The sequence below is a fragment of the Burkholderia sp. Ac-20392 genome (assembly GCF_017104585.1).
Taxonomy (GTDB): domain Bacteria; phylum Pseudomonadota; class Gammaproteobacteria; order Burkholderiales; family Burkholderiaceae; genus Burkholderia; species Burkholderia lata.
Map to the genome: position 1 here is coordinate 1 of NZ_JAAGPB010000039.1, position 19,162 is coordinate 19,162.

Consider the following 19,162-nt stretch of genomic DNA (forward strand, 5'->3'; position numbering starts at 1 on the left):
GACGCGGACGTGCAGCGCGCGATCGACCATGCGGCGCTCGGCGACTTCGTCGCGCGCCTGCCGGACGGACTCGCGACGCGCGTCGGCGAGCGCGGCGTGCAACTGTCGGGCGGCCAGCGCCAGCGTGTCGCGATTGCGCGCGCGTTCCTGAAGGATGCGCCGGTGCTGATCCTCGACGAAGCGACGTCCCATCTGGACACGATCAGCGAGCAGCAGATCCGCGCGGCGCTGGAAGACCTGATGACGCAGCGCACGTCGATCATCATCGCGCACCGGCTGTCGACCGTGCGCAATGCCGACCTGATCCTCGTGATGGAGCACGGCGGCGTGATCGAGGCTGGACGGCATGCGGACCTGATGGCGCGGCAGGGCGCGTATGCGCGGCTCGTGTCGCATCAGGCGAGCGGGGTGGCGGCGTAATCGACGCTGCATCGGCGCGCGGCCGGCGGGTGGGGCCGCGCGTTTCCCGCAACATGCGTTGAGCCGCCCCGGCGGTTGCCGGCATCGCGCGGTTAGCCGCCCCGGCACGGTGCCGCGCGTCGAAGCGCCGACGATCCGCGCTGTCGAATGCACTGACAAACGCGCGGGAGGCGGCAATCGGCGCCGCACGATTGCACCGCCATCCTCCTCTCCAGCGTGATGCCCGGGACGGCAAACCTGCCCGTCCAGACCAGTCACCGCCAACTACTCGTCAGACGCCGCCGTCGACCGGCGCAGCACGATCCGGCCCGGCCGCTTCGCCCCGCGGCCACACGCCCTTTCCTCCGATTTATCCGCCCCGTGCGCCCCGGGTTTGTCTCGATGCATTTACCCGTTGCGGACTTTTTTGTTGTCGTAGTATCGCCATTGACAACACTTGTTGCACTAAGGTCTAATTCGACATCGCATGTTGCGGTGCGGCTTGATGTCGTCGTTCCGCCGGCTGCCTGGCCGGTCACATCGCTCAATCATGCGGAGAGAAACCATGAGTCGCCGTTCCTTCCTGAAAGCCGTCGCGGTCGTTGCCGCGCTCGGCGCAAGCCTCGCGCACGCGGACACCAAGACGCTCGTCGTCGGGACCGACACGTCGTTCATGCCGTTCGAGTTCAAGCAGGGCGACAAGTACGTCGGCTTCGATCTCGATCTGTGGGCGGAGATCGCGAAGGACCAGGGCTGGAAATACACGATCCAGCCGATGGATTTCGCGGGCCTGATCCCGGCGCTGCAGACGCAGAACATCGACGTCGCGCTGTCGGGCATGACGATCAAGGAGGAGCGGAAGAAGGCGATCGACTTCTCCGCGCCGTACTACGACAGCGGCCTCGCGGCGATGGTGCAGACCGGCAACACGACGATCAGGTCGATCGACGACCTGAACGGCAAGGTGATCGCCGCGAAAACGGGCACCGCGACGATCGACTGGATCAAGGCGCACCTGAAGCCGAAGGAGATCCGCCAGTTCCCGAACATCGACCAGGCCTACCTCGCACTCGAAGCCGGCCGGGTCGACGCGGCGATGCACGACACGCCGAACGTGCTGTTCTTCGTGAACAACGAAGGCAAGGGCAAGGTGAAGGTCGCGGGCCAGCCGGTCAGCGGCGACAAGTACGGGATCGGCTTCCCGAAGGGCAGCCCGCTCGTGCCGAAGGTCAACGCGTCGCTCGTGAAGATCCGGGCCGATGGCCGCTACGCGCAGATCTACAAGAAGTGGTTCGGTGCCGAACCGCCGAAGATGTGAGCGTGACGCGGCAACAGCGCGCGGCCGGGTGGCCGCGCCGGTCTTGAATCGAACGGGGAGCGACAAGTGAATTTCGATTGGTCGGCGATCTGGGCGGCGTTGCCGGACCTGATGGACGGGGTCCGGTTGACGGTGTTCATCGCATTTTTCGGGCTGGTGGGCGGTTTCATCGTCGGGATGGTCGCGGGCATGTTCCGCGCATACGGACCGAAGGCGATGAACGTGCTTGCACAGGTTTATATTGAATTGATCCGCGGCACGCCGATCGTCGTGCAGGTGATGTTCCTGTATTTCGCGCTGCCGTTGCTCGCGCATATCCGCATCGACGGCTTGACGGCCGCGATCATCGCGATCACGGTGAATTCCGGCGCGTATCTCGCGGAAGTGGTGCGCGGTGCGCTGCTGTCGATCCCGAAGGGGCTGACGGAAGCCGGGCTCGCGATGGGCTTGTCGATGCCGCGCGTGCTGCTGAAGGTGGTCGGGCCGCTCGCGTTCCGGCGCCTGATTCCGCCGCTCGGCAACCAGTGCATCGTGAGCCTGAAGGACACGTCGCTGTTCATCGTGATCGGCGTCGGCGAACTGACGCGCAAGGGGCAGGAAATCATCGCAGGCAATTTCCAGGCGGTCGAGATCTGGACTGCCGTGGCCGTCATCTACCTGTTGCTGACCGGCGCCATGACGTTGACGCTGCGGCTCGTCGAAAAGCGGATGAGGATCCTATGAGCATGATCGAATTCCAGAACGTGTCGAAGAGTTTCGGCCACGTACCGGTGCTGAAGCATATCGACCTGAAGATCGACGCAGGCGAAGTGGTCGTCGTGATCGGCCCGTCCGGCTCGGGCAAGTCGACGATGCTGCGCTGTATCAATGCGCTCGAGAAAATCACCGGCGGCGAGCTGCTCGTCGACGGGCAGAGCGTGCGCGGCAACGCGACGACGATCCGCAACATCCGGCTCGAAGCCGGCATGGTGTTCCAGCAGTTCAACCTGTTTCCGCAGATGACCGCGCTCGAGAACGTGATGTTCGGGCCGACGCAGGTGCGCGGCGCCTCGCGTGCCGAAGCACGCGACCAGGCGATGGCGCTGCTCGACAAGGTCGGCCTCGAGTCGCGCGCGAATCATTATCCTTCCGAGTTGTCCGGCGGCCAGCAGCAGCGTGTCGCGATTGCACGTGCGCTCGCGATCCGACCGCGGCTGATGCTGTTCGACGAGCCGACGTCCGCGCTCGATCCGGAATTGCGCCACGAAGTGCTGAAAGTGATGCAGGATCTCGCGAACGAAGGGATGACGATGATCGTCGTCACGCACGAGATCGGCTTTGCGAAACGGGTCGGCACGCGCCTGCTGTTCATGGATCAGGGCGGCATTGCCGAGGACGGCCATCCGGTCGACCTGATCGACCGGCCGCCGACCCCGCGCCTGAAGGAATTCCTGAAACACGTGTCCTGAACGAAACCGAACCCTCCGACATGCCGCTTTCCCTTTCTCCCGTCATCGCCGGCGCGCCGTTCGACATCGGCGTGCGCCTCGGCGAGCTTGCCCGCCCCGTGTTCGATGAATACATGCAGCAAAGCAGCGCGTGGCAGGCCGTGCGCCGCTGGCGCGGCCATCCGTTCGTCGCCGCGCTGCGGCAGGCTGCGCTGGCAACGTATCCCGATCTCGTCGCGGAGCTGGACGGGATCGCGGCCGGTGTCGGCTGGCCGGCCGAGGACATCTTTCTGTGGAACTGCCGCGGCGAGCTGATCCACAACGCGCCGGACGGTTGCACGACGCTCGCCGCGCGCGATGCCAACGGCACGCGCTGGATCGCGCACAACGAGGACGGCGATCCGTACCTGCGCGAGCGCTGCCTGCTCGTCGACGTGCAACCAGAGGGCAAGCCGGGCTTCATCAGCTTCTACTACCCCGGTTCGCTGCCGGGCCATACCTTTGCCGCGAACCGCGCGGGCATCGCGCAGGCGATCAACAACCTGCGGATCCGCACGCCGGCAGCGGGCGTGCCGCGCATGATCCTCGCGCGCGCCGTGCTCGATGCGACGTCGCTCGACGCGGCGGCCGACGTACTGCGCGGTCATGCGCGTGCAAGCGGCTTTCATCACACGCTGGGCGCGACCGGCGATGCGCGGCTGCTGAGCATCGAGGCGAGCGTCGCGCGCTGTTCGGTGATCGACGTCGCGCGGCTCGCGGGGCATGCGAACCATCTCGTGCATCCCGGCAGCGACACGGAGGCGCAGATCGTCACGCAATCGTCGGCCGACCGCCAGCGCCGCGTCGACGCGCTGACGCCCGCCATCGACGCGATCGACGAAGCCGCGCTGCTGCGCGTGCTCGGCGATCGCGCGCCGGAAGGGCTGCCGATCTACCGCGACGATCCGGCCGACCCCGACGACGAGAACACGCTGGCCACCGGCGTGTTCGCGATCGGTGCGGCATCGATCGATTTCACCATTCACCAACAGGGCGCGCAGTGTTTCGCGACGCGCATCGTGCCGTCCGGACGCGCGCACGACGCATCCTGATCCATGAGGCAACGCATGACGACCGTTTTCCATCGCGCTCCGCGCGCCACCTTGCCCGTTGCCGTCGCAGGCGACGGCATCGAGATCATCGACTCGACCGGCAAACGCTATATCGACGCGTGCGGCGGTGCGGCCGTTTCGTGTCTCGGCCACAGCAACCAGCGCGTGATCGACGCGATCAAGCGGCAGGCGCAGCAACTGGCGTACGCGCATACGTCGTTCTTCACGACCGACGTGGCCGAGGAACTGGCCGACCGGCTCGTCGCCGCCGCGCCGGCCGGCCTCGAACACGTGTATTTCGTGTCGGGCGGCTCCGAGGCGGTCGAGGCCGCGCTGAAGCTCGCGCGCCAGTATTTCGTCGAGAAGGGCGAGCCGCAGCGCCGCCATTTCATCGCGCGACGCCAGAGCTATCACGGCAACACGCTCGGCGCGCTCGCGATCGGCGGCAATGCGTGGCGGCGCGAGCCGTTCCTGCCGCTGCTGATCGAGGCGCACCATGTGAGCCCGTGCTTCGCGTATCGCGACCAGCAGGCCGGTGAAACCGACGAGGCGTATGCGCAGCGCCTCGCGGACGAGCTCGAGCAGAAGATCGTCGAACTCGGCGCGGACAACGTCGCGGCGTTCGTCGCGGAGACGGTGGTGGGCGCAACGGCCGGCGCGGTGCCGCCGGTGCGCACGTACCTGAAGAAGATTCGTGCGGTGTGCGACAAGTACGGCGTGCTGCTGATCCTCGACGAGATCATGTCGGGGATGGGCCGCACGGGCTACCTGTACGCGTGCGAAGAAGACGGCGTCGCGCCCGACCTGCTGACGATCGCGAAAGGGCTCGGCGCGGGCTACCAGCCGATCGGCGCGACGCTCGTCAGCGACCGCATCTACCGGACGATCGTCGACGGCTCGGGTTTCTTCCAGCACGGCCACACGTACCTCGGCCATGCGACCGCCTGCGCGGCCGCGCTCGAAGTGCAGCGCGTGATCGCTGAAGAGAAGCTGCTCGACAACGTGAAGGCACGCGGCGAGCAACTGCGTGCGTCGTTGCGCGAGCATTACGGCGCGCATCCGCATATCGGCGACGTGCGCGGCCGCGGGCTGTTCGTCGGCGTCGAGCTCGTGCGCGATCGCGACAGCAAGGCGACGTTCGATCCGGCGCTGAAGCTGCACGCGGCGGTCAAGCGCGAAGCGATGCAGCGCGGCCTGATGGTGTATCCGATGGGCGGGACGATCGACGGCGTTCACGGCGATCACATCCTGGTCGCGCCGCCTTTCATTTGCACCGCGCAGCAGATCGATACGATCGTCGAGCGGCTGTCGGGCGCGATCGGCGCGGCGCTCGCGTCGGCCGGCGCGTGACCGTATTCGTCGAACCTTGTCCGGACCTTGCCATGACCAACAGATTGCCTCCGTTCGATCCCGCATCGGCCACCGATGAGCAGAAGGCCGTGCTGGCCGACATTCTCAGCGGTCCGCGCGGCAACCTGAACGGGCCGTTTTTCGGCTGGATCGCGAGCCCCGAGCTGGCGCAGCACGCGCAGAAGCTCGGCGCATTCTGCCGCTATCGCACGGGCCTGCCGCTGCGCCTGTCGGAGCTCGCGATTCTCGTGACGGCCGCGCGCTGGCGCTCGCAGGCCGAGTGGCACATTCATCATCCGATCGCACTCGAGGCGGGCGTGCCGGCCGCGACGGCCGACGCGATCCGGCGCGGCGCGGCGCCCGCATTCGAGTCGGACGACGATGCGCTGATCCATGCATTCGCGAGCGAGCTGTACGACACGCGACGCGTGAGCGACGCGACGTTCGCACGGGCGGAAGCGCGCTTCGGCCACGCAACCGTCGTGAATCTCGTTGCGTTGCTCGGCTACTACGCGCTCGTCGCGATGACGCTGAACACATTCGGCATGCGCGCGGAAGGGCAGACCGAATTGCCGTTTCCGGAGTGATGCCCGCGCGTTGATCCTGCTGGAGCAGCGGAGGCGATAGGTCTGACGAACGTGTTGCCGACCTGTTCCGGCACAATGCAACCAAATGTATTCATGCGGGATCGCGGGCGGATCGCCGCGTATGATGGCTTGTTCACGTCGATATGAGCGGTGAGCAAGCATGACGAGTACCCGCAAGACCTTGATGATCGCCGGTGGGCTCCTGGTAGCCGCGGCCGGCACTGCCTACGTGATGCTTCTGCGTGCGGATCACCGCGCGATCGAAGATGCCGGCATCGGCGATTCGTCCGCGCCCGTTGCCGCAGCGCCCGCGGGCAACGATCACGCCGTGCAGGGCGCCATCGCGCCGCCGGCCCCGGCCGCCGCAATGGCACCGAAACAGGCGGCTGTTGCGCCGCCACCACCCGCACCGGCGCCGTCTGCACCGGCCGCAACCGCGCGCGTCAATGCAGCGCCTGCCGTGCCGGTTGTCAGCGACAAACCGCAGCCGGTGACGACGCCGAGCGCACCGCCGCCGAAGGTCAACGTCGTGACCGTCGATGCGCAGGATTCGACCCCGCCGGCACCGCCGCCGGCCGCCAAACCCGTGCAGCAGGCCGCGCCCGCACTTGCGCAGGTCACGGAACGCGCACCGCGCAAGCGCGATGGCCTCGAACGCCACGTGGCCGCCGCACCCGCTGCAACGAAATCCGAAACGCCGGAAACCGCCGCGCTCGTCAGGGAATCGGCGAAGCTCGACCCGTCGTTGCCGCCGCCGTCGATGACGTCGATGCCATCGAGCAGCGGTTCGACCCGGCAGGGCAGTTCGTCGTCGGGTGCGAATCCGGTTGCTGCGGCGATGACCGAGCAACTGGTCAGGGAGTCGAGCAATTTCAAGTCGGCACCGTCGCCGGCGCCGGCGAACAACGGCCCGACCACGACCAAGTAACCACAATCGTTTCCGGAATAAAAAGGACCCCGCACGCCGACCAAAGCATGCGGGGCCAAGAGAGACAAACCGTTGTGCCGACGGGCTGACGTGCGTTACGCGGCGACCGCTTCCTCGGCTTGCGGCTGCGCGGCGGCAACCGGTGCAACGTCCTGCCGGATCAGGTGGTCGAACGCGCCGAGCGATGCCTTCGCGCCTTCGCCGACCGCGATCACGATCTGCTTGAACGGCACCGTCGTCACGTCGCCGGCCGCAAACACGCCCGGTACCGACGTCGCGCCGCGCGCATCGACGACGATCTCGCCGTGCTTCGACAGTTCGATCGTGCCTTTCAGCCATTCGGTGTTCGGCACGAGGCCGATCTGCACGAACACGCCTTCCAGATCGATGCGCTGCGTGTCACCCGAGCGCAGATCCTTGTAGACGAGCCCGTTCAGCTTGCTGCCGTCGCCGGTCAGCTCGGTCGTTTGCGCCTGCGTGACGATCGTCACGTTCGGCAGGCTGCGCAGCTTGCGTTGCAGCACTTCGTCCGCGCGCAGTTGCGCGCCGTATTCGATCAGCGTGACGGCCTTCACGATGCCGGCGAGGTCGATCGCGGCCTCGACGCCCGAGTTGCCGCCGCCGACCACCGCGACGCGCTTGCCCTTGAACAGCGGGCCGTCGCAGTGCGGGCAGTACGCGACACCGCGGTTGCGGTATTCGCGCTCGCCCGGCACGTTGATTTCGCGCCAGCGCGCGCCGGTCGCGAGGACGATCGTCTTCGCCTTCAGCACCGCGCCGTTCGCGAGGCGGATCTGGTGCACGTCACCCGGAATCAGCGCGTCGGCGCGCTGCACGTCCATGATGTCGACCTCGTACTGCTTCACGTGCTGTTCGAGCGCGGTCGCGAACTTCGGCCCTTCGGTTTCCTGCACCGACACGAAGTTCTCGATCGCCATCGTGTCGAGCACCTGGCCGCCGAAACGCTCGGCGACGACGCCCGTCGCGATGCCCTTGCGTGCCGAGTAGATCGCAGCGGCCGCGCCCGCCGGGCCGCCGCCGACGATCAGCGTATCGAACACCGGCTTGTTCTCGAGCGATTTCGCGGCGCGTGCGCTGGCGCCCGTATCGAGCTTCGCGAGGATTTCCTTCACGCTGCTGCGGCCCTGGCCGAACGAGGTGCCGTTCAGGAACATCGTCGGCACGGCCATGATCTGGCGCGACTCGACTTCGCCCTGGAACAGCGCGCCGTCGATCGCGACGTGACGGATGCGCGGGTTGATCAGCGACATCACGTTCAGCGCCTGCACGACTTCCGGGCAGTTCTGGCACGACAGCGAGAAATACGTCTCGAACGCGTAGTCGCCGTCGAGCGCGCGGATCTGTTCGATCACGTCGTCGTCGAGCTTGATCGGGTGGCCGCCCGTCTGCAGCAGCGCGAGCACGAGCGACGTGAATTCATGGCCCATCGGGATGCCGGCGAAACGGATGCCGGCCGGCTTGCCGGGTTCGCCGATCGAGAACGACGGCTTGCGCTCGGCGTCGTCACGGCGTTCGGTCACGGTCACGCGATCCGTCAGCGACGCAATCTCGTTCAGCAGCGCCAGCAGTTCCTGCGATTTCGCGCTGTCGTCGAGCGAGGCGACGAGTTCGATCGGGCGCGTGATCTTTTCGAGGTACGCTTTGAGTTGGTTCTTGAGATTGGCGTCGAGCATGGCGTTTCGGATTCCGTATTAATGATTCTGGTCGGGCACGTCGTGCCGGAGGAGGGCGCGGGCCGCATGCCGCAGCGGCCCGTAGTGTGTCTCGCGCGCCTCGTGCGAGGCGCGCGGCGCGATCGTCAGATCTTGCCGATCAGGTCGAGCGACGGGGTCAGCGTTTCCGCACCCGGCGTCCACTTGGCCGGGCACACTTCACCCGGGTGCGCCGCGATGTATTGCGCAGCCTGCACCTTGCGCAGCAGTTCGCCTGCGTCGCGGCCGATGCCGTTGTCGTGGATTTCGCACAGCTTGATCTCGCCTTCCGGGTTGATCACGAACGTGCCGCGCAGGGCCATCCCTTCTTCCTCGATCAGCACGTCGAAGTTGCGCGACAGCGTGAGCGTCGGGTCGCCGATCATCGGGTACTTGATCTTGCCGATCGTGTCCGACGTGTCGTGCCATGCCTTGTGCGTGAAGTGCGTGTCGGTCGACACGCCGTAGATTTCGACACCCAGCTTCTGGAATTCCGCGTAACGGTCGGCGAGGTCGCCCAGTTCGGTCGGGCAGACGAACGTGAAGTCGGCCGGGTAGAACACGACGACGGACCACTTGCCCTTGAAGTTCTCTTCCGAGACGGGCACGAAATCGCCATTGTGGTAAGCGGTTGCCTTGAACGGCTTGATTTGGGTGTTGATGATCGGCATCTGGAGAATTCCTTTGCTTCAGTGGTGAGTGGAGTGTTGCCAGTATCCGGGTTCACCCTGAGTTTGTGAAATTGCTTGTTTCAATCCGGGGCATCAGGAATTTCTATCTGCTTCCGGCCCTTGATTGGCGTGGGGTGTGAGGGGAGGTCATTGAAGCGTGGGTGTGCGGGCGGGCGGCAGCCGGGCGGAGATGCGGCGAGAGGGATTGCGTTGAAAGTCCAAAGCCGCGGGGGGCGACTCAAGGCGGCTCCGAAGTGTGTTCGGTTGGTGGATGCTGGGGCGCGTTCACCACTCCGAGCGCAAGTCTTCCTGGTTGACGACGTTGCGCCCCTTCCAGAGGCCGAACACATTGTCAGCAAGTGTCCGGTCCTGCAGCGCGATGTAGGCATCGATCGCGTCCCGGATGAGCTCGGCAGTGGAGCTGTTCTGGTGCACGGCGATGCGGGTCAACGCGGCGTGCTGGTTATCTGATAGATCGACCGGAATTCTGTTCATTACCGCCTCCATGACATGACACGGCCATCGTGGCTATCCGGCCGGGCAAGTGCAAGTGCGCCGCATGTGCGACGCGAATGCGGATTCCGAATCGCCCGGCTGTCGGCTCGACGTCGTCCCGCTCCACTCAAATCCCCGCCATCTTCCTCAACCACTCCGCCAGCCGCCTGGCCCCGTCCGGCATGTCCGCGTCCTCGCGCGTGCACAGGTAGTAATCGCGCCCGTCGTCGAGCGCGTGATCGAACAGCTTCACGAGTTCGCCATTCGCCAGTTCGCGCTCGACCAGCGGCGCGCGCAGCAACGCCGCGCCGAGATCCGCGCGTGCGGCGCTCAGCGTGAGCTGGCCGTCCTCGAACATCGGCCCGACCGCATGCGACACATGCTTGACGCCCGCACCCTGCAGCCAGTTGACCCACGTGCTGCGATCCTCGTCGTGCACGAGCGGCGCGCGCGCGAGATCGGCCGGCGTGCGGAACGGCCCGTGGCGCTTCAGGAACGACGGGCTGCACATCGGCACCATCGCGCCCGGCAGCAGCCGTTCGCAGCGGTAGCCGGGCCAGTCGCCGGTGCCGAAGCGGATCGACAGGTCCGACGCATCGCTGCGGTAGTTGCGGTGATGGGCGTACAGCACGGTCACGTCGACGTCCGTGTTGTCGGCCAGGAACGCGTGCAGCCGCGGAATGAACCAGCCGATGCCGAGCAGTGGAATCAGGCTGACGGTGATCTGCCGCAGCGACGAGCGGTCGCGCACGAAACGCGTCGCGCTGCGCAGCACCGAGAACGCGGCGCTGATCGAGCGGTAGTAGTCGCGGCCTTCGTCGGTGAGCGCGAGCAGCCGGCCCTCGCGCACGGTCAGCGGCGTCTGGATGAACGCTTCGAGCAGCTGCAACTGATGGCTGACCGCCGACGGCGTGATGTCGAGCTCGCCCGCCGCCGCGGTGACCGACCCGAGACGCGCGAACGCTTCGAACGCACGCACCGCGCGCAGCGGTGGATCGTGCGGCAATTGTTCGATATTTTTCATGTGTCGAATTTTATCGAAAAGTCAGGGTAAGTGACAACACGAAAATACCCTGTATTTACAGTGATGTAGGTTAATGTGGCGGGAACGGCATAAGCATCCAACAATTGAATATTTGGGGTTTGGGTGCTGAATATTTAATATTTTTCATGTTTTGATCCGATTCACCGATCCCCGCACATGAAAATCGCATTTCTCCACGCCAGCCTCGCATTCTCGGCCGCCGCCCTGGTCGCCTCCGTTCCCGCGTTCGCACAATCCGCGCCGCAGACGATCCTGATCGGTCTCGCCGCGCCGCTCACCGGCCCGTCCGCGCGGATCGGCAACGATCTGCAGAACGGCGCGCAACTCGCGATCGACGATGCGAACGCGAAGCATCCGACCATCGGCGGCAAGCCGGTGGTCTACAAGCTCGTCGCGGCTGACGACCAGTCCGATCCGCGCACGGCCGTCGCGGTTGCGCAGCAGCTCGTCGACAAGCACGTGATCGGCGTCGTCGGTCACTGGAACACGGGCTGCAGCGTGCCGGCGTCGCGCGTCTACCGCGATGCGGGCATCCCGCAGATCGCGCCGGCGTCCACCGGCCATCAATACACGCAGCAGGGCTATGCGACGGCCTTCCGCATCATGGGTCACGACGATGCGGGCGGCAATTTCACCGGCGCGTACGCGGTGAAGACGCTGAAGGCGAAGCGCATCGCGGTGATCGACGATCGCACGTCGTTCGGCTCGGGCCTGGCCGACCAATTCATCAAGGGCGTGCAGGCGAACGGCGGCGCGATCGTCGATCGCCAGTACGTGAACGACAAGACGACCGATTTCAGCGGCGTGCTGACCGCAATCAAGGGCAAGCGCGCGGATCTCGTGTTCTTCGGCGGCCTCGATGCGCAGGCGGCACCGATCTCGCGCCGGATGCGCCAGCTCGGCGTGAACGCGCCGCTGCTCGGCGCGGGCGGCTTCGTGAGCCAGACGTTCCTGTCGCTGGCCGGCAAGGACGGCGACGGCGTGACGGCGCTCGAACCGGGCCTGCCGCTCGACCGGATGCCGGGTGGCAAGGCGTTCGACACGCAATACCAGGCGCGCTTCCGCGCCCCGATCGAGCTGCATGCGCCGTTCGCATACGACGCGGCCGCCACGCTGATCGCAGCTGCGCAGAAGGCTGGCACGACGCAGCCGGCGAAGCTGGTCGCGGCGGTGCGTGCGATCGACCGGCCCGGCGTGACGGGACGGATCGCGTTCGATGCCGAAGGCAACCTGAAGGATCCGGCCTTCACGATCTACCAGGTGCGTGGCGGCAAGTGGACCGTCGTCGACGTGCTCGGCGGCTCGCGCACCGCAGCCAAGTAATACACGACAAGACAACGAAGACGATCCCCATGACCGAAGCCACCCAGACATCCGCCGCCGCACCCGAGGACACGCGCCTCGGGATCCTCGCGCGACGCCGCATCGAAGCGGAAATCATCAAGCCGATCTACGAGATCATGAAGCGCGAGTTCGGCGTCGAGCGCGCGCAGGCCGTGATCGCGGAAGCGGTGCGCGGCGCGGCGGTCGACGCCGGCCGCACGTTCGCGGCGCAGGAGCCCGGCGGCACGAGCGTGAAATCGTTCGTCGCGCTGCAGGTGCTGTGGGAGAAGGACGATGCGCTCGACGTCGAGGTGCAGCGCGCGGACGACGCGCATTACGACTACGACGTGCATCGCTGCAGCTACGCGGAGATGTATCACGCGATGGGGCTCGGCGAGATCGGGCACCTGCTGAGCTGCGCGCGCGACAGCTATTTCATCCAGGGCTATGCGCCGGACATCGCGCTCACGCGGACGAGCACGATCATGCAGGGCGGCAAGCGCTGCGATTTCCGCTACGCGCTGCAAGCCGCGCCGGAGAACGGCGATGCGTGACGACAACGCAGTGGCTGAGCGCGTGAACGCGCCGCGCGTCGACGGCGATCGCCTGTGGGCGTCGCTCGACCGGATGGCGCAGATCGGTGCGACACCGAAGGGCGGCGTCTGCCGTCTTGCGCTGACCGATTTCGATCGCGAATCGCGCGACCTGTTCGTGCAATGGGCGCAAGACGCCGGCTGCACGGTGCGCGTGGACCAGATGGGCAACGTGTTCGCGCGCCGCGCGGGGCGCAATCCCGACGCTGCACCGGTCATGACCGGCTCGCACGCCGATTCGCAGCCGACGGGCGGCCGCTACGACGGCATCTACGGCGTGCTCGGCGGGCTCGAGGTCGTGCGCGCGCTGAACGACGCGGGCATCGAGACCGAGCGCCCGATCGACGTCGTGATCTGGACCAACGAGGAAGGCTCGCGCTTCGCGCCGGCGATGGTGTCGGCCGGCGTGTTCTCGGGCGTCTATACGCTCGAATACGGGCTGTCGCGCACCGACGGCACGGGCAGGACGATCGGCGAGGAACTGGCGCGGATCGGCTACGCGGGCGCGGAGCCCGTCGGCGGCTATCCGGTGCATGCGGCGTACGAGCTGCATATCGAACAGGGCGCGATTCTCGAACGGGCCGGCAAGACGATCGGCGTCGTGACGGCCGGGCAGGGGCAGCGCTGGTACGAGGTGACGCTCACCGGTGTCGACGCGCACGCGGGCACCACGCCGATGGAATTCCGTCGCGATGCGCTGGTCGGCGCCGCGCGGATGATCTCGTTCGTCGAAGTGCTCGGCTGCCGTTACGCGCCGTACGCGCGGGCAACGGTCGGGATGATCGAGGCGCGGCCGAACTCGCGTAATACGGTGCCGGGCGGGTGCTTCTTCACGGTCGAATTCCGTCATCCCGACGACGCGGTGCTCGACGAACTCGATGCGGCGCTGCGCGCGGAACTCGCGCGCGTGGCCGACGAAACGGGCCTCGGCGCGCAGATCGAGCAGATCTTCACGTATGCGCCGATTCCGTTCGCGCCGCGCTGCATCGACACGGTGCGTGATGCGGCCCAGGCGCTCGGGCTGTCGCACATGGATATCGTGTCCGGCGCGGGCCATGACGCGTGCTATGTGGCGCGCGTCGCGCCGACGGGGATGATCTTCGTGCCGTGCGTCGACGGGTTGAGCCACAACGAGGCCGAAGCGATTACGCCCGAGTGGGCGGCGGCGGGCGCCGACGTGCTGTTGCGCGCGGTGCTGCAGAGCGCGCAGGAAAGCTGAGCCTGCGTGTGCTGGCGGTGGTCCGGCGGGAGGGGGTTCTCCAGGCCGGGCCGCATCGCTTTCCACCTGACGACGCGAACGCGCGGTTCGCGTCAGCCCGCAGGCGATTTCCGATCGATATATCGCCGCATCACATGAAACGCCGTATCGGTGCGCCCCGGCATCGTCACCGTCGCACCATCGGCCGCGAAGCCGAGCTTTTCATAGAACCGGTACGCGGTTTCGCGTGCGGTGCACCACACGAGTTCGGCCCCGCGTGCTTCCGCGTGCCGCACGCACACCTGCACCAGCACGCGCCCGAAGCCCATGCCGCGCACGGCAGGGTGGACGGCCATCCCGCGCAGCCGCCACGCCGGCCGCGCACGATCGTCTTCGCGCAACTCCTCGCAGAGCGAGGCAACGGCAACGATGCCCGACGCGTCGCGTACGCCGACATGCAGGGTCGTCGGCGCTTGGTCGCCGGCCAGCGCGCTCGCGTCCAGATCGCCATTCAGCAGGATCATCGCCCGGAGCGGGTGCGTTTGCGCGGCTTCGATCGATTCGATGGTGAACAGCGTGTCGCCTGACGTCATCAACGTTCCTCGAGTGCTTCGATTCATCCGCGCGTTACTGGCCGGCCTTGCGCCGCGCCATATACGCGAGATACGCGACGATCTGGTCGAGTTCGCGGTCGCTCAGCTGGTCGGGCGGAAACGCCGGCATGCTGCGGCCCGGCCAGTCGCGCACCGATGCCGGGTTGCGGATATAGCGGCGCAGCGCGGCGGGCTGGAAGTAGTCGACCGGATTCATCGGCGTGTTCAAATCGGGGCCGGCATGGCTGCTGCCCGCGCCGTCGATGCGATGGCATGCGAGGCATTGCGTGACGAACAGGTGCTGGCCCGCGCGAGCCGGATCGTTCGCGGGCAGCGCGGCATCGACGGCGAGCGACGGCCAGCGCGCGAGCGGCGACGACTCGATCGTGACGCGCACGATCTGGTACGGCCACTGCTCGCCACGTACTGACGACGCGTCCGGCCCGAGCCAGACCAGGTAGAACGGCCCGGCGCTGACCTGCTTGCCGGGCAGCTTCGGCCAGGGATGCGCCGGATCCTCGATCGCGAGCCACGGGATGGCGCCGGCCGGCGAGCGGCGGCGCACGAGATCCAGCGGCAGTTGCGCGGCGAAGCCGTCGGCCGCACGGGTTTCGAGTACGCCGTCGGCCGGCAGCTTGTCGCCGAGCAGGTCGGCGAACGGCACCGCACGGAAGGTCATTGGCTTGCCGTACGCGATGTCGCGCGGCACGTGGATGTCGGTCGCATCGGGGCGAGCGAGCAGCGTCTGCCGGGTGAGGGCGCGGGCCGTGCCGTCCGTTTCGAGTTCGAGCGCGGACTGGGCCGACGCGCGTTGTCCGATCAGGCAAACCGTCAGCAGCAAAAGCGAAAACCATCGGCGCTTCAGCATTCGTTCTCCGGGAAAGGGCGTTCCGGCGGCGACAGGCGGAGCAGGCCGCGGCCGATGGAAGGAATCGGGCGACAGTCTATCCGGTACGCGCGGTGCTGGCGACTGCGGCGCGGGAAGGGGGCGGCCGATCATGATCGGGCAAGCCGGTGGCGGCGCGCCTGGTGGTCGGGCTGCGCGAAGGATGCGGCATTGCGTGGCGTGGTTTGAGCGCGAAGGAACGGAGGAGGCGGAGGAGGCGGAAGAGGCGGAGGAGGCGGAAGAGGCGGAAGAGGCGGAAGAGGCGGAAGAGGCGGAAGAGGCGGAAGAGACGGGAGAGACGGGAGAGACGGGAGAGACGGGAGCGACGGGAGCGACGGGAGAGACGGGAGAGACGGGAGCGACGGGAGAGCGAGGCGACGGTCAGGCCGGAGCGATAGCATGCAGCCCCACCGCATTTCCGGCGATCCCGCCCGTTACCACGCCGCCCTCAATGACTCGAACAAGGCACGTCGCTTTTCGGCATCGGCGTTTCCTGGGTCGGTTCGAAATCGGCTTCGCGCGTGCCCGACGGCGTCAGCGATACGAAATGCATCGCGGTGCCGCGCGTCGGGAACCCGGCGATCCCCGTCGAGCCCCACGGAATCGGCGAACGCTGCACACCGCTCACTGAAATGTCCGCCGGCCCGAGCGCCAGCGTGAGCAGCCGCCCGTCGCGGATCGGCACGTACGCATGCGTGCCGGACACCCCGATGCCGGATTCGCGCACCGACGCCGGCAGGCAGTCGAGCGTCGCCGTGCGGCGGCCGTCCGGCGCGATCAGCATCGCGACGCCGCGATCGTCCGCCGTCGTCGTGACGACGATGAAGCGGTCGATCTCCGGCACGTAAGCCGACGCGTACACGTAGTACTGGACCGCGTCGTTCAGCGTCCCCAGCTTGTCCAGCTTCGCGGTGACCGGGTCGAACATCGCGTATTCGAGCGTCGCGTTCGTGCTGCCTTCGATGTATTTCTGCCATACGAGCAGCGCGGTATGCGGCGAACCCGCGACGACGGGCCACCACTCGCGGCGGTGCGGCACGACCGCGACGTGGTTCAGCAAGCGCTCGGCCGCATCGTAGGTTTTCACGTACACGCCGTTGCCGGTGCCGAGGTTGTCGACGCCGCCGCCGTCGATCCAGTCGGTGGAATAGAACACGACGAAGCGGTCGGCTGCCGTGGCGACATGCCCCGAGTGGCCGCCCGATTCGACGTCGTTCGGGTAGGGCTTGATCGGCTTCAGGTCGCGGCGATAGACGCCGTAGCGCTGGCTGACTTCCTGCGGCGCGTTCCAGCCGTCCTCGAACGTGACGAAGATGTCGCCGCGCGCGTTCTGCGCGATCGACACGGGCTCCTGCGCCTCGGGGCGGCTGATGAACGTACGGACGTGCAGCAGGTGCGGCTTGCCGGGCAGCCATTCGCCGACGTACACGTCGTGCGGCCAGTTGCCGTTGCGCATCGCGCCGCGCGGCACGATCCCCGAGCTGCTGAAGAACACCCAGCGTTTGCCGTTGCCGGCGTCGGCCACGCCGATGCCGTGCATGAAGCTGCGCGGATCGACGCTCGGGTGGGGAGACGGGGCGTCCTGCACGGTGACCGTATGCACGGCCGGCGTGGCGGCGAAGGCCGGCGGCGCTGTGACGACGCCGCATGTGGCGCCGCACAGCGCCGCCGCGACGCACCGCGCGACCGCCCGCGCCGGGCGTGTTCGTCGCATCATTCGACGGTCACCGATTTCGCGAGGTTGCGCGGCTTGTCGACGTCGGCGCCGCGTGCGCAGCCGACGTGATACGCGAGCAGCTGCAGCGGAATCACGTTGACGATCGGCGACAGCAGGTCGCCCGATTCACGCACGCGGATCAGGTGCGTGTCGCGGTCGGCGTCGATCCCGAGCTGGTCGCCGGCCAGCACGTAGAGCCGCCCGCCGCGCGCACGCACTTCGGCCATGTTGGATTTCAGCTTCTGGAACAGGCGGTCGTCCGGCGCGATCGTGACGACCGGCATCGCGCTCGTGACGAGCGCGAGCGGGCCGTGCTTCAGTTCGCCGGCCGCATAGCCCTCCGCGTGGATGTACGACACCTCCTTGAGCTTCAGTGCACCTTCCATCGCGATCGGGAAGTGAATGCCGCGCCCGAGGAACAACGCGTTCTCGGTGCGCGCGAACTTCGCGGCCCAGCCCATGATCTGCGTTTCAAGCGCAAGCGCGTGGCCGATGCGCTCCGGCAGTGCATGCAGCTGTTTCAGGTGCAGCGCGACCTGCTTCGCGTCGAGCCGGCCGCGCAGCTGCGCGAGCGTCAGCGTCAGCACGAACAGCGCGACGAGCTGCGTCGTGAACGCCTTGGTCGACGCGACGCCGAGTTCGATGCCGGCCCGCGTCAGGAATCGCAGCGGTGCGTTGCGCGCGATCGTGCTGGTGGCCACGTTGCAGATCGCCATCGACAGTTCCTGGCCCATGTTGCGCGCCCGCTCGATCGCGCCGATCGTGTCGGCCGTCTCGCCCGATTGCGAAATGCCGACGACGAGCGTGCGCGGATCGGCCACCGTATCGCGGTAGCGGAATTCGCTGGCGATCTCGACCTGGGCGGGCACGCCCGCGATGGCCTCCAGCCAGTACTTCGCGGTCAGCCCCGCGTAGTAGCTGGTGCCGCAGCCGAGCAGCAGCACGCTCCTCACTTTCGACAGCAGCGCGCGCGTGCCGTCAGTCGCGTCGAACAGCGCCGGCGAGATCGTGTCGATGCCGTCGAGCGTGCTGTCGATCGCCTTCGGTTGCTCGAAGATCTCCTTCTGCATGAAGTGCTGGTACGGGCCGAGCGCCGCATCACCCTCGCGTGCCTTCACCTGGCACAGCGGGCGCTGGGCTTCGTGGCCGCCCGAGTCGACCACGGCGATGCGGTCCGGCGTGATCAGCGCGACGTCGCCGTCTTCCAGGTAGACGAAGCGGTCGGTCAGGTCGCCGAGCGCCGCGCAGTCCGACGCGAGGTAGTTCTGTTCAGCGCCGATGCCGATCACGAGCGGCGAGCCGGCACGCGCGGCGACGAGGCGCTGCGGCTCTTTCGCACTCAGCACCGCGATCGCATACGCGCCGTGCAGCCGCTTGACGGCGCGCACGACTGCATCGAACAGGTCGTCGCGATAGAGGCTGTGGATCAGGTGCGCGATCACCTCGGTGTCGGTCTGGCCGCGAAACGCATAGCCGCGCTCCCGCAACTCCACGCGCAGCGCGTCGTGGTTCTCGATGATGCCGTTGTGCACGACCGCGATCGTGTCGCCGGACATGATCGGATGCGCGTTCATTTCCGACGGTGCGCCGTGGGTCGCCCAGCGCGTATGCGCGATGCAGGTCTGCGCTTCGAGGCCCAGCGTCAGCACGCGGGCCTGCAGGTCGGTCACGCGCCGCAACGTGCGTTCGCTGCGCAGGCGGCCGTCGTCTTGTACGGCAATGCCGCACGAATCGTAGCCGCGATACTCGAGCCGGCTCAACGCATTGACCAGTTGCGGCACCTGATTGTTCAGGCCGCTTGCTCCGACGATTCCGCACATGATTCACCT

19 protein-coding genes are annotated in these 19,162 nt (G+C 67.1%); 11 read left to right on the forward strand and 8 right to left on the reverse strand.

Annotation, left to right across the window (positions count from 1 at the left end):
* The 8 genes from G3N99_RS08180 to G3N99_RS08215 form a co-directional block, all read left to right on the forward strand.
* A partial coding sequence (locus tag G3N99_RS08180) for an ATP-binding cassette domain-containing protein (protein ID WP_206122103.1) occupies positions 1–420 on the forward strand: 420 nt, incomplete at its 5' end.
* A gap of 544 nt (positions 421–964) precedes the next feature.
* A complete protein-coding gene (gene glnH / locus G3N99_RS08185; protein ID WP_206122104.1) occupies positions 965–1,717 on the forward strand; it encodes a glutamine ABC transporter substrate-binding protein GlnH in 753 nt (250 codons plus the stop codon).
* A gap of 66 nt (positions 1,718–1,783) precedes the next feature.
* Entirely contained in the window at positions 1,784–2,440 is a 657-nt protein-coding gene (gene glnP / locus G3N99_RS08190) for a glutamine ABC transporter permease GlnP (protein WP_174935880.1), read from the forward strand.
* Positions 2,437–3,165 (forward strand): glutamine ABC transporter ATP-binding protein GlnQ, encoded by a 729-nt coding sequence (gene glnQ, locus G3N99_RS08195; RefSeq protein ID WP_172902988.1) that lies wholly within the window; start codon positions 2,437–2,439, stop codon positions 3,163–3,165. Before glnP ends, glnQ begins: the two co-directional genes overlap by 4 nt.
* 20 nt (positions 3,166–3,185) lie before the next feature.
* Complete coding sequence (locus G3N99_RS08200; protein ID WP_206122105.1) at positions 3,186–4,235, forward strand: C45 family peptidase; 1,050 nt, start codon at positions 3,186–3,188, stop codon at positions 4,233–4,235.
* Positions 4,236–4,250: 15 nt separating this feature from the next.
* A complete protein-coding gene (locus G3N99_RS08205; protein ID WP_206122106.1) occupies positions 4,251–5,585 on the forward strand; it encodes an aspartate aminotransferase family protein in 1,335 nt (444 codons plus the stop codon).
* Between the two features lie 32 nt (positions 5,586–5,617).
* Positions 5,618–6,172 (forward strand): carboxymuconolactone decarboxylase family protein, encoded by a 555-nt coding sequence (locus G3N99_RS08210; RefSeq protein ID WP_206122107.1) that lies wholly within the window; start codon positions 5,618–5,620, stop codon positions 6,170–6,172.
* A 160-nt stretch (positions 6,173–6,332) separates the two neighbouring features.
* Entirely contained in the window at positions 6,333–7,100 is a 768-nt protein-coding gene (locus tag G3N99_RS08215) for an extensin (protein WP_206122108.1), read from the forward strand.
* A 95-nt stretch (positions 7,101–7,195) separates the two neighbouring features.
* On the opposite strand, the gene ahpF is transcribed toward G3N99_RS08215, so the two are convergent.
* From ahpF to G3N99_RS08235, 4 genes are all read right to left on the reverse strand, one after another.
* Entirely contained in the window at positions 7,196–8,794 is a 1,599-nt protein-coding gene (gene ahpF, locus G3N99_RS08220) for an alkyl hydroperoxide reductase subunit F (protein ID WP_206122109.1), read from the reverse strand.
* A 125-nt stretch (positions 8,795–8,919) separates the two neighbouring features.
* A complete protein-coding gene (gene ahpC, locus G3N99_RS08225; protein ID WP_006488685.1) occupies positions 8,920–9,483 on the reverse strand; it encodes an alkyl hydroperoxide reductase subunit C in 564 nt (187 codons plus the stop codon).
* A gap of 285 nt (positions 9,484–9,768) precedes the next feature.
* Positions 9,769–9,978, reverse strand: coding sequence for a ribbon-helix-helix protein, CopG family (locus G3N99_RS08230; RefSeq protein ID WP_174941791.1), 210 nt, complete (start codon positions 9,976–9,978; stop codon positions 9,769–9,771).
* A 127-nt stretch (positions 9,979–10,105) separates the two neighbouring features.
* Positions 10,106–11,002 (reverse strand): LysR substrate-binding domain-containing protein, encoded by an 897-nt coding sequence (locus tag G3N99_RS08235; protein WP_011355549.1) that lies wholly within the window; start codon positions 11,000–11,002, stop codon positions 10,106–10,108.
* Positions 11,003–11,179: 177 nt separating this feature from the next.
* Here G3N99_RS08235 and G3N99_RS08240 point away from each other — a divergent pair, with 177 nt between their 5' ends.
* The 3 genes from G3N99_RS08240 to G3N99_RS08250 are packed head-to-tail and all read left to right on the forward strand — an operon-like array spanning position 11,180 to position 14,158.
* Positions 11,180–12,346, forward strand: coding sequence for a branched-chain amino acid ABC transporter substrate-binding protein (locus tag G3N99_RS08240; protein ID WP_206122110.1), 1,167 nt, complete (start codon positions 11,180–11,182; stop codon positions 12,344–12,346).
* Positions 12,347–12,375: 29 nt separating this feature from the next.
* Positions 12,376–12,900, forward strand: a complete 525-nt coding sequence (locus G3N99_RS08245) for an L-2-amino-thiazoline-4-carboxylic acid hydrolase (RefSeq protein WP_206122111.1) — start codon at positions 12,376–12,378, stop codon at positions 12,898–12,900.
* Entirely contained in the window at positions 12,893–14,158 is a 1,266-nt protein-coding gene (locus G3N99_RS08250) for a Zn-dependent hydrolase (RefSeq protein ID WP_206122112.1), read from the forward strand. The genes G3N99_RS08245 and G3N99_RS08250 overlap by 8 nt, the downstream gene beginning before the upstream one ends.
* Positions 14,159–14,250: 92 nt before the next feature.
* On the opposite strand, the gene G3N99_RS08255 is transcribed toward G3N99_RS08250, so the two are convergent.
* The 4 genes from G3N99_RS08255 to glmS form a co-directional block, all read right to left on the reverse strand.
* Positions 14,251–14,730, reverse strand: coding sequence for a GNAT family N-acetyltransferase (locus G3N99_RS08255; protein ID WP_206122113.1), 480 nt, complete (start codon positions 14,728–14,730; stop codon positions 14,251–14,253).
* A gap of 34 nt (positions 14,731–14,764) precedes the next feature.
* The gene (locus G3N99_RS08260; RefSeq protein WP_174941804.1) at positions 14,765–15,598 is read right to left on the reverse strand and encodes a cytochrome c; all 834 of its coding nucleotides are present in this window, start codon (positions 15,596–15,598) and stop codon (positions 14,765–14,767) included.
* Between the two features lie 466 nt (positions 15,599–16,064).
* Entirely contained in the window at positions 16,065–17,333 is a 1,269-nt protein-coding gene (locus G3N99_RS08265) for a hypothetical protein (RefSeq protein WP_206122114.1), read from the reverse strand.
* Positions 17,330–19,153 carry a glutamine--fructose-6-phosphate transaminase (isomerizing) gene (glmS, locus tag G3N99_RS08270; protein ID WP_206122115.1) on the reverse strand — a complete coding sequence of 608 codons (1,824 nt, stop codon included), beginning with the start codon at positions 19,151–19,153 and terminating at the stop codon, positions 17,330–17,332. Before glmS ends, G3N99_RS08265 begins: the two co-directional genes overlap by 4 nt.
* Positions 19,154–19,162: the final 9 nt, after the last annotated feature.

Bases quoted from the DNA above. Each gene is read 5' to 3' on its own strand.
- glnQ (WP_172902988.1), top strand. From the start codon at position 2,437: ATGAGCATGATCGAATTCCAGAACGTGTCGAAGAGTTTCGGCCACGTA.
- G3N99_RS08255 (WP_206122113.1), bottom strand. From the start codon at position 14,730: ATGACGTCAGGCGACACGCTGTTCACCATCGAATCGATCGAAGCCGCG.
- G3N99_RS08210 (WP_206122107.1), top strand. From the start codon at position 5,618: ATGACCAACAGATTGCCTCCGTTCGATCCCGCATCGGCCACCGATGAG.
- G3N99_RS08230 (WP_174941791.1), bottom strand. From the start codon at position 9,978: ATGAACAGAATTCCGGTCGATCTATCAGATAACCAGCACGCCGCGTTG.
- G3N99_RS08245 (WP_206122111.1), top strand. From the start codon at position 12,376: ATGACCGAAGCCACCCAGACATCCGCCGCCGCACCCGAGGACACGCGC.
- G3N99_RS08235 (WP_011355549.1), bottom strand. From the start codon at position 11,002: ATGAAAAATATCGAACAATTGCCGCACGATCCACCGCTGCGCGCGGTG.
- G3N99_RS08260 (WP_174941804.1), bottom strand. From the start codon at position 15,598: ATGCTGAAGCGCCGATGGTTTTCGCTTTTGCTGCTGACGGTTTGCCTG.
- ahpC (WP_006488685.1), bottom strand. From the start codon at position 9,483: ATGCCGATCATCAACACCCAAATCAAGCCGTTCAAGGCAACCGCTTAC.
- G3N99_RS08215 (WP_206122108.1), top strand. From the start codon at position 6,333: ATGACGAGTACCCGCAAGACCTTGATGATCGCCGGTGGGCTCCTGGTA.
- ahpF (WP_206122109.1), bottom strand. From the start codon at position 8,794: ATGCTCGACGCCAATCTCAAGAACCAACTCAAAGCGTACCTCGAAAAG.
- G3N99_RS08250 (WP_206122112.1), top strand. From the start codon at position 12,893: ATGCGTGACGACAACGCAGTGGCTGAGCGCGTGAACGCGCCGCGCGTC.
- glmS (WP_206122115.1), bottom strand. From the start codon at position 19,153: ATGTGCGGAATCGTCGGAGCAAGCGGCCTGAACAATCAGGTGCCGCAA.
- glnH (WP_206122104.1), top strand. From the start codon at position 965: ATGAGTCGCCGTTCCTTCCTGAAAGCCGTCGCGGTCGTTGCCGCGCTC.
- G3N99_RS08200 (WP_206122105.1), top strand. From the start codon at position 3,186: ATGCCGCTTTCCCTTTCTCCCGTCATCGCCGGCGCGCCGTTCGACATC.
- G3N99_RS08265 (WP_206122114.1), bottom strand. From the start codon at position 17,333: ATGATGCGACGAACACGCCCGGCGCGGGCGGTCGCGCGGTGCGTCGCG.
- G3N99_RS08240 (WP_206122110.1), top strand. From the start codon at position 11,180: ATGAAAATCGCATTTCTCCACGCCAGCCTCGCATTCTCGGCCGCCGCC.
- G3N99_RS08205 (WP_206122106.1), top strand. From the start codon at position 4,251: ATGACGACCGTTTTCCATCGCGCTCCGCGCGCCACCTTGCCCGTTGCC.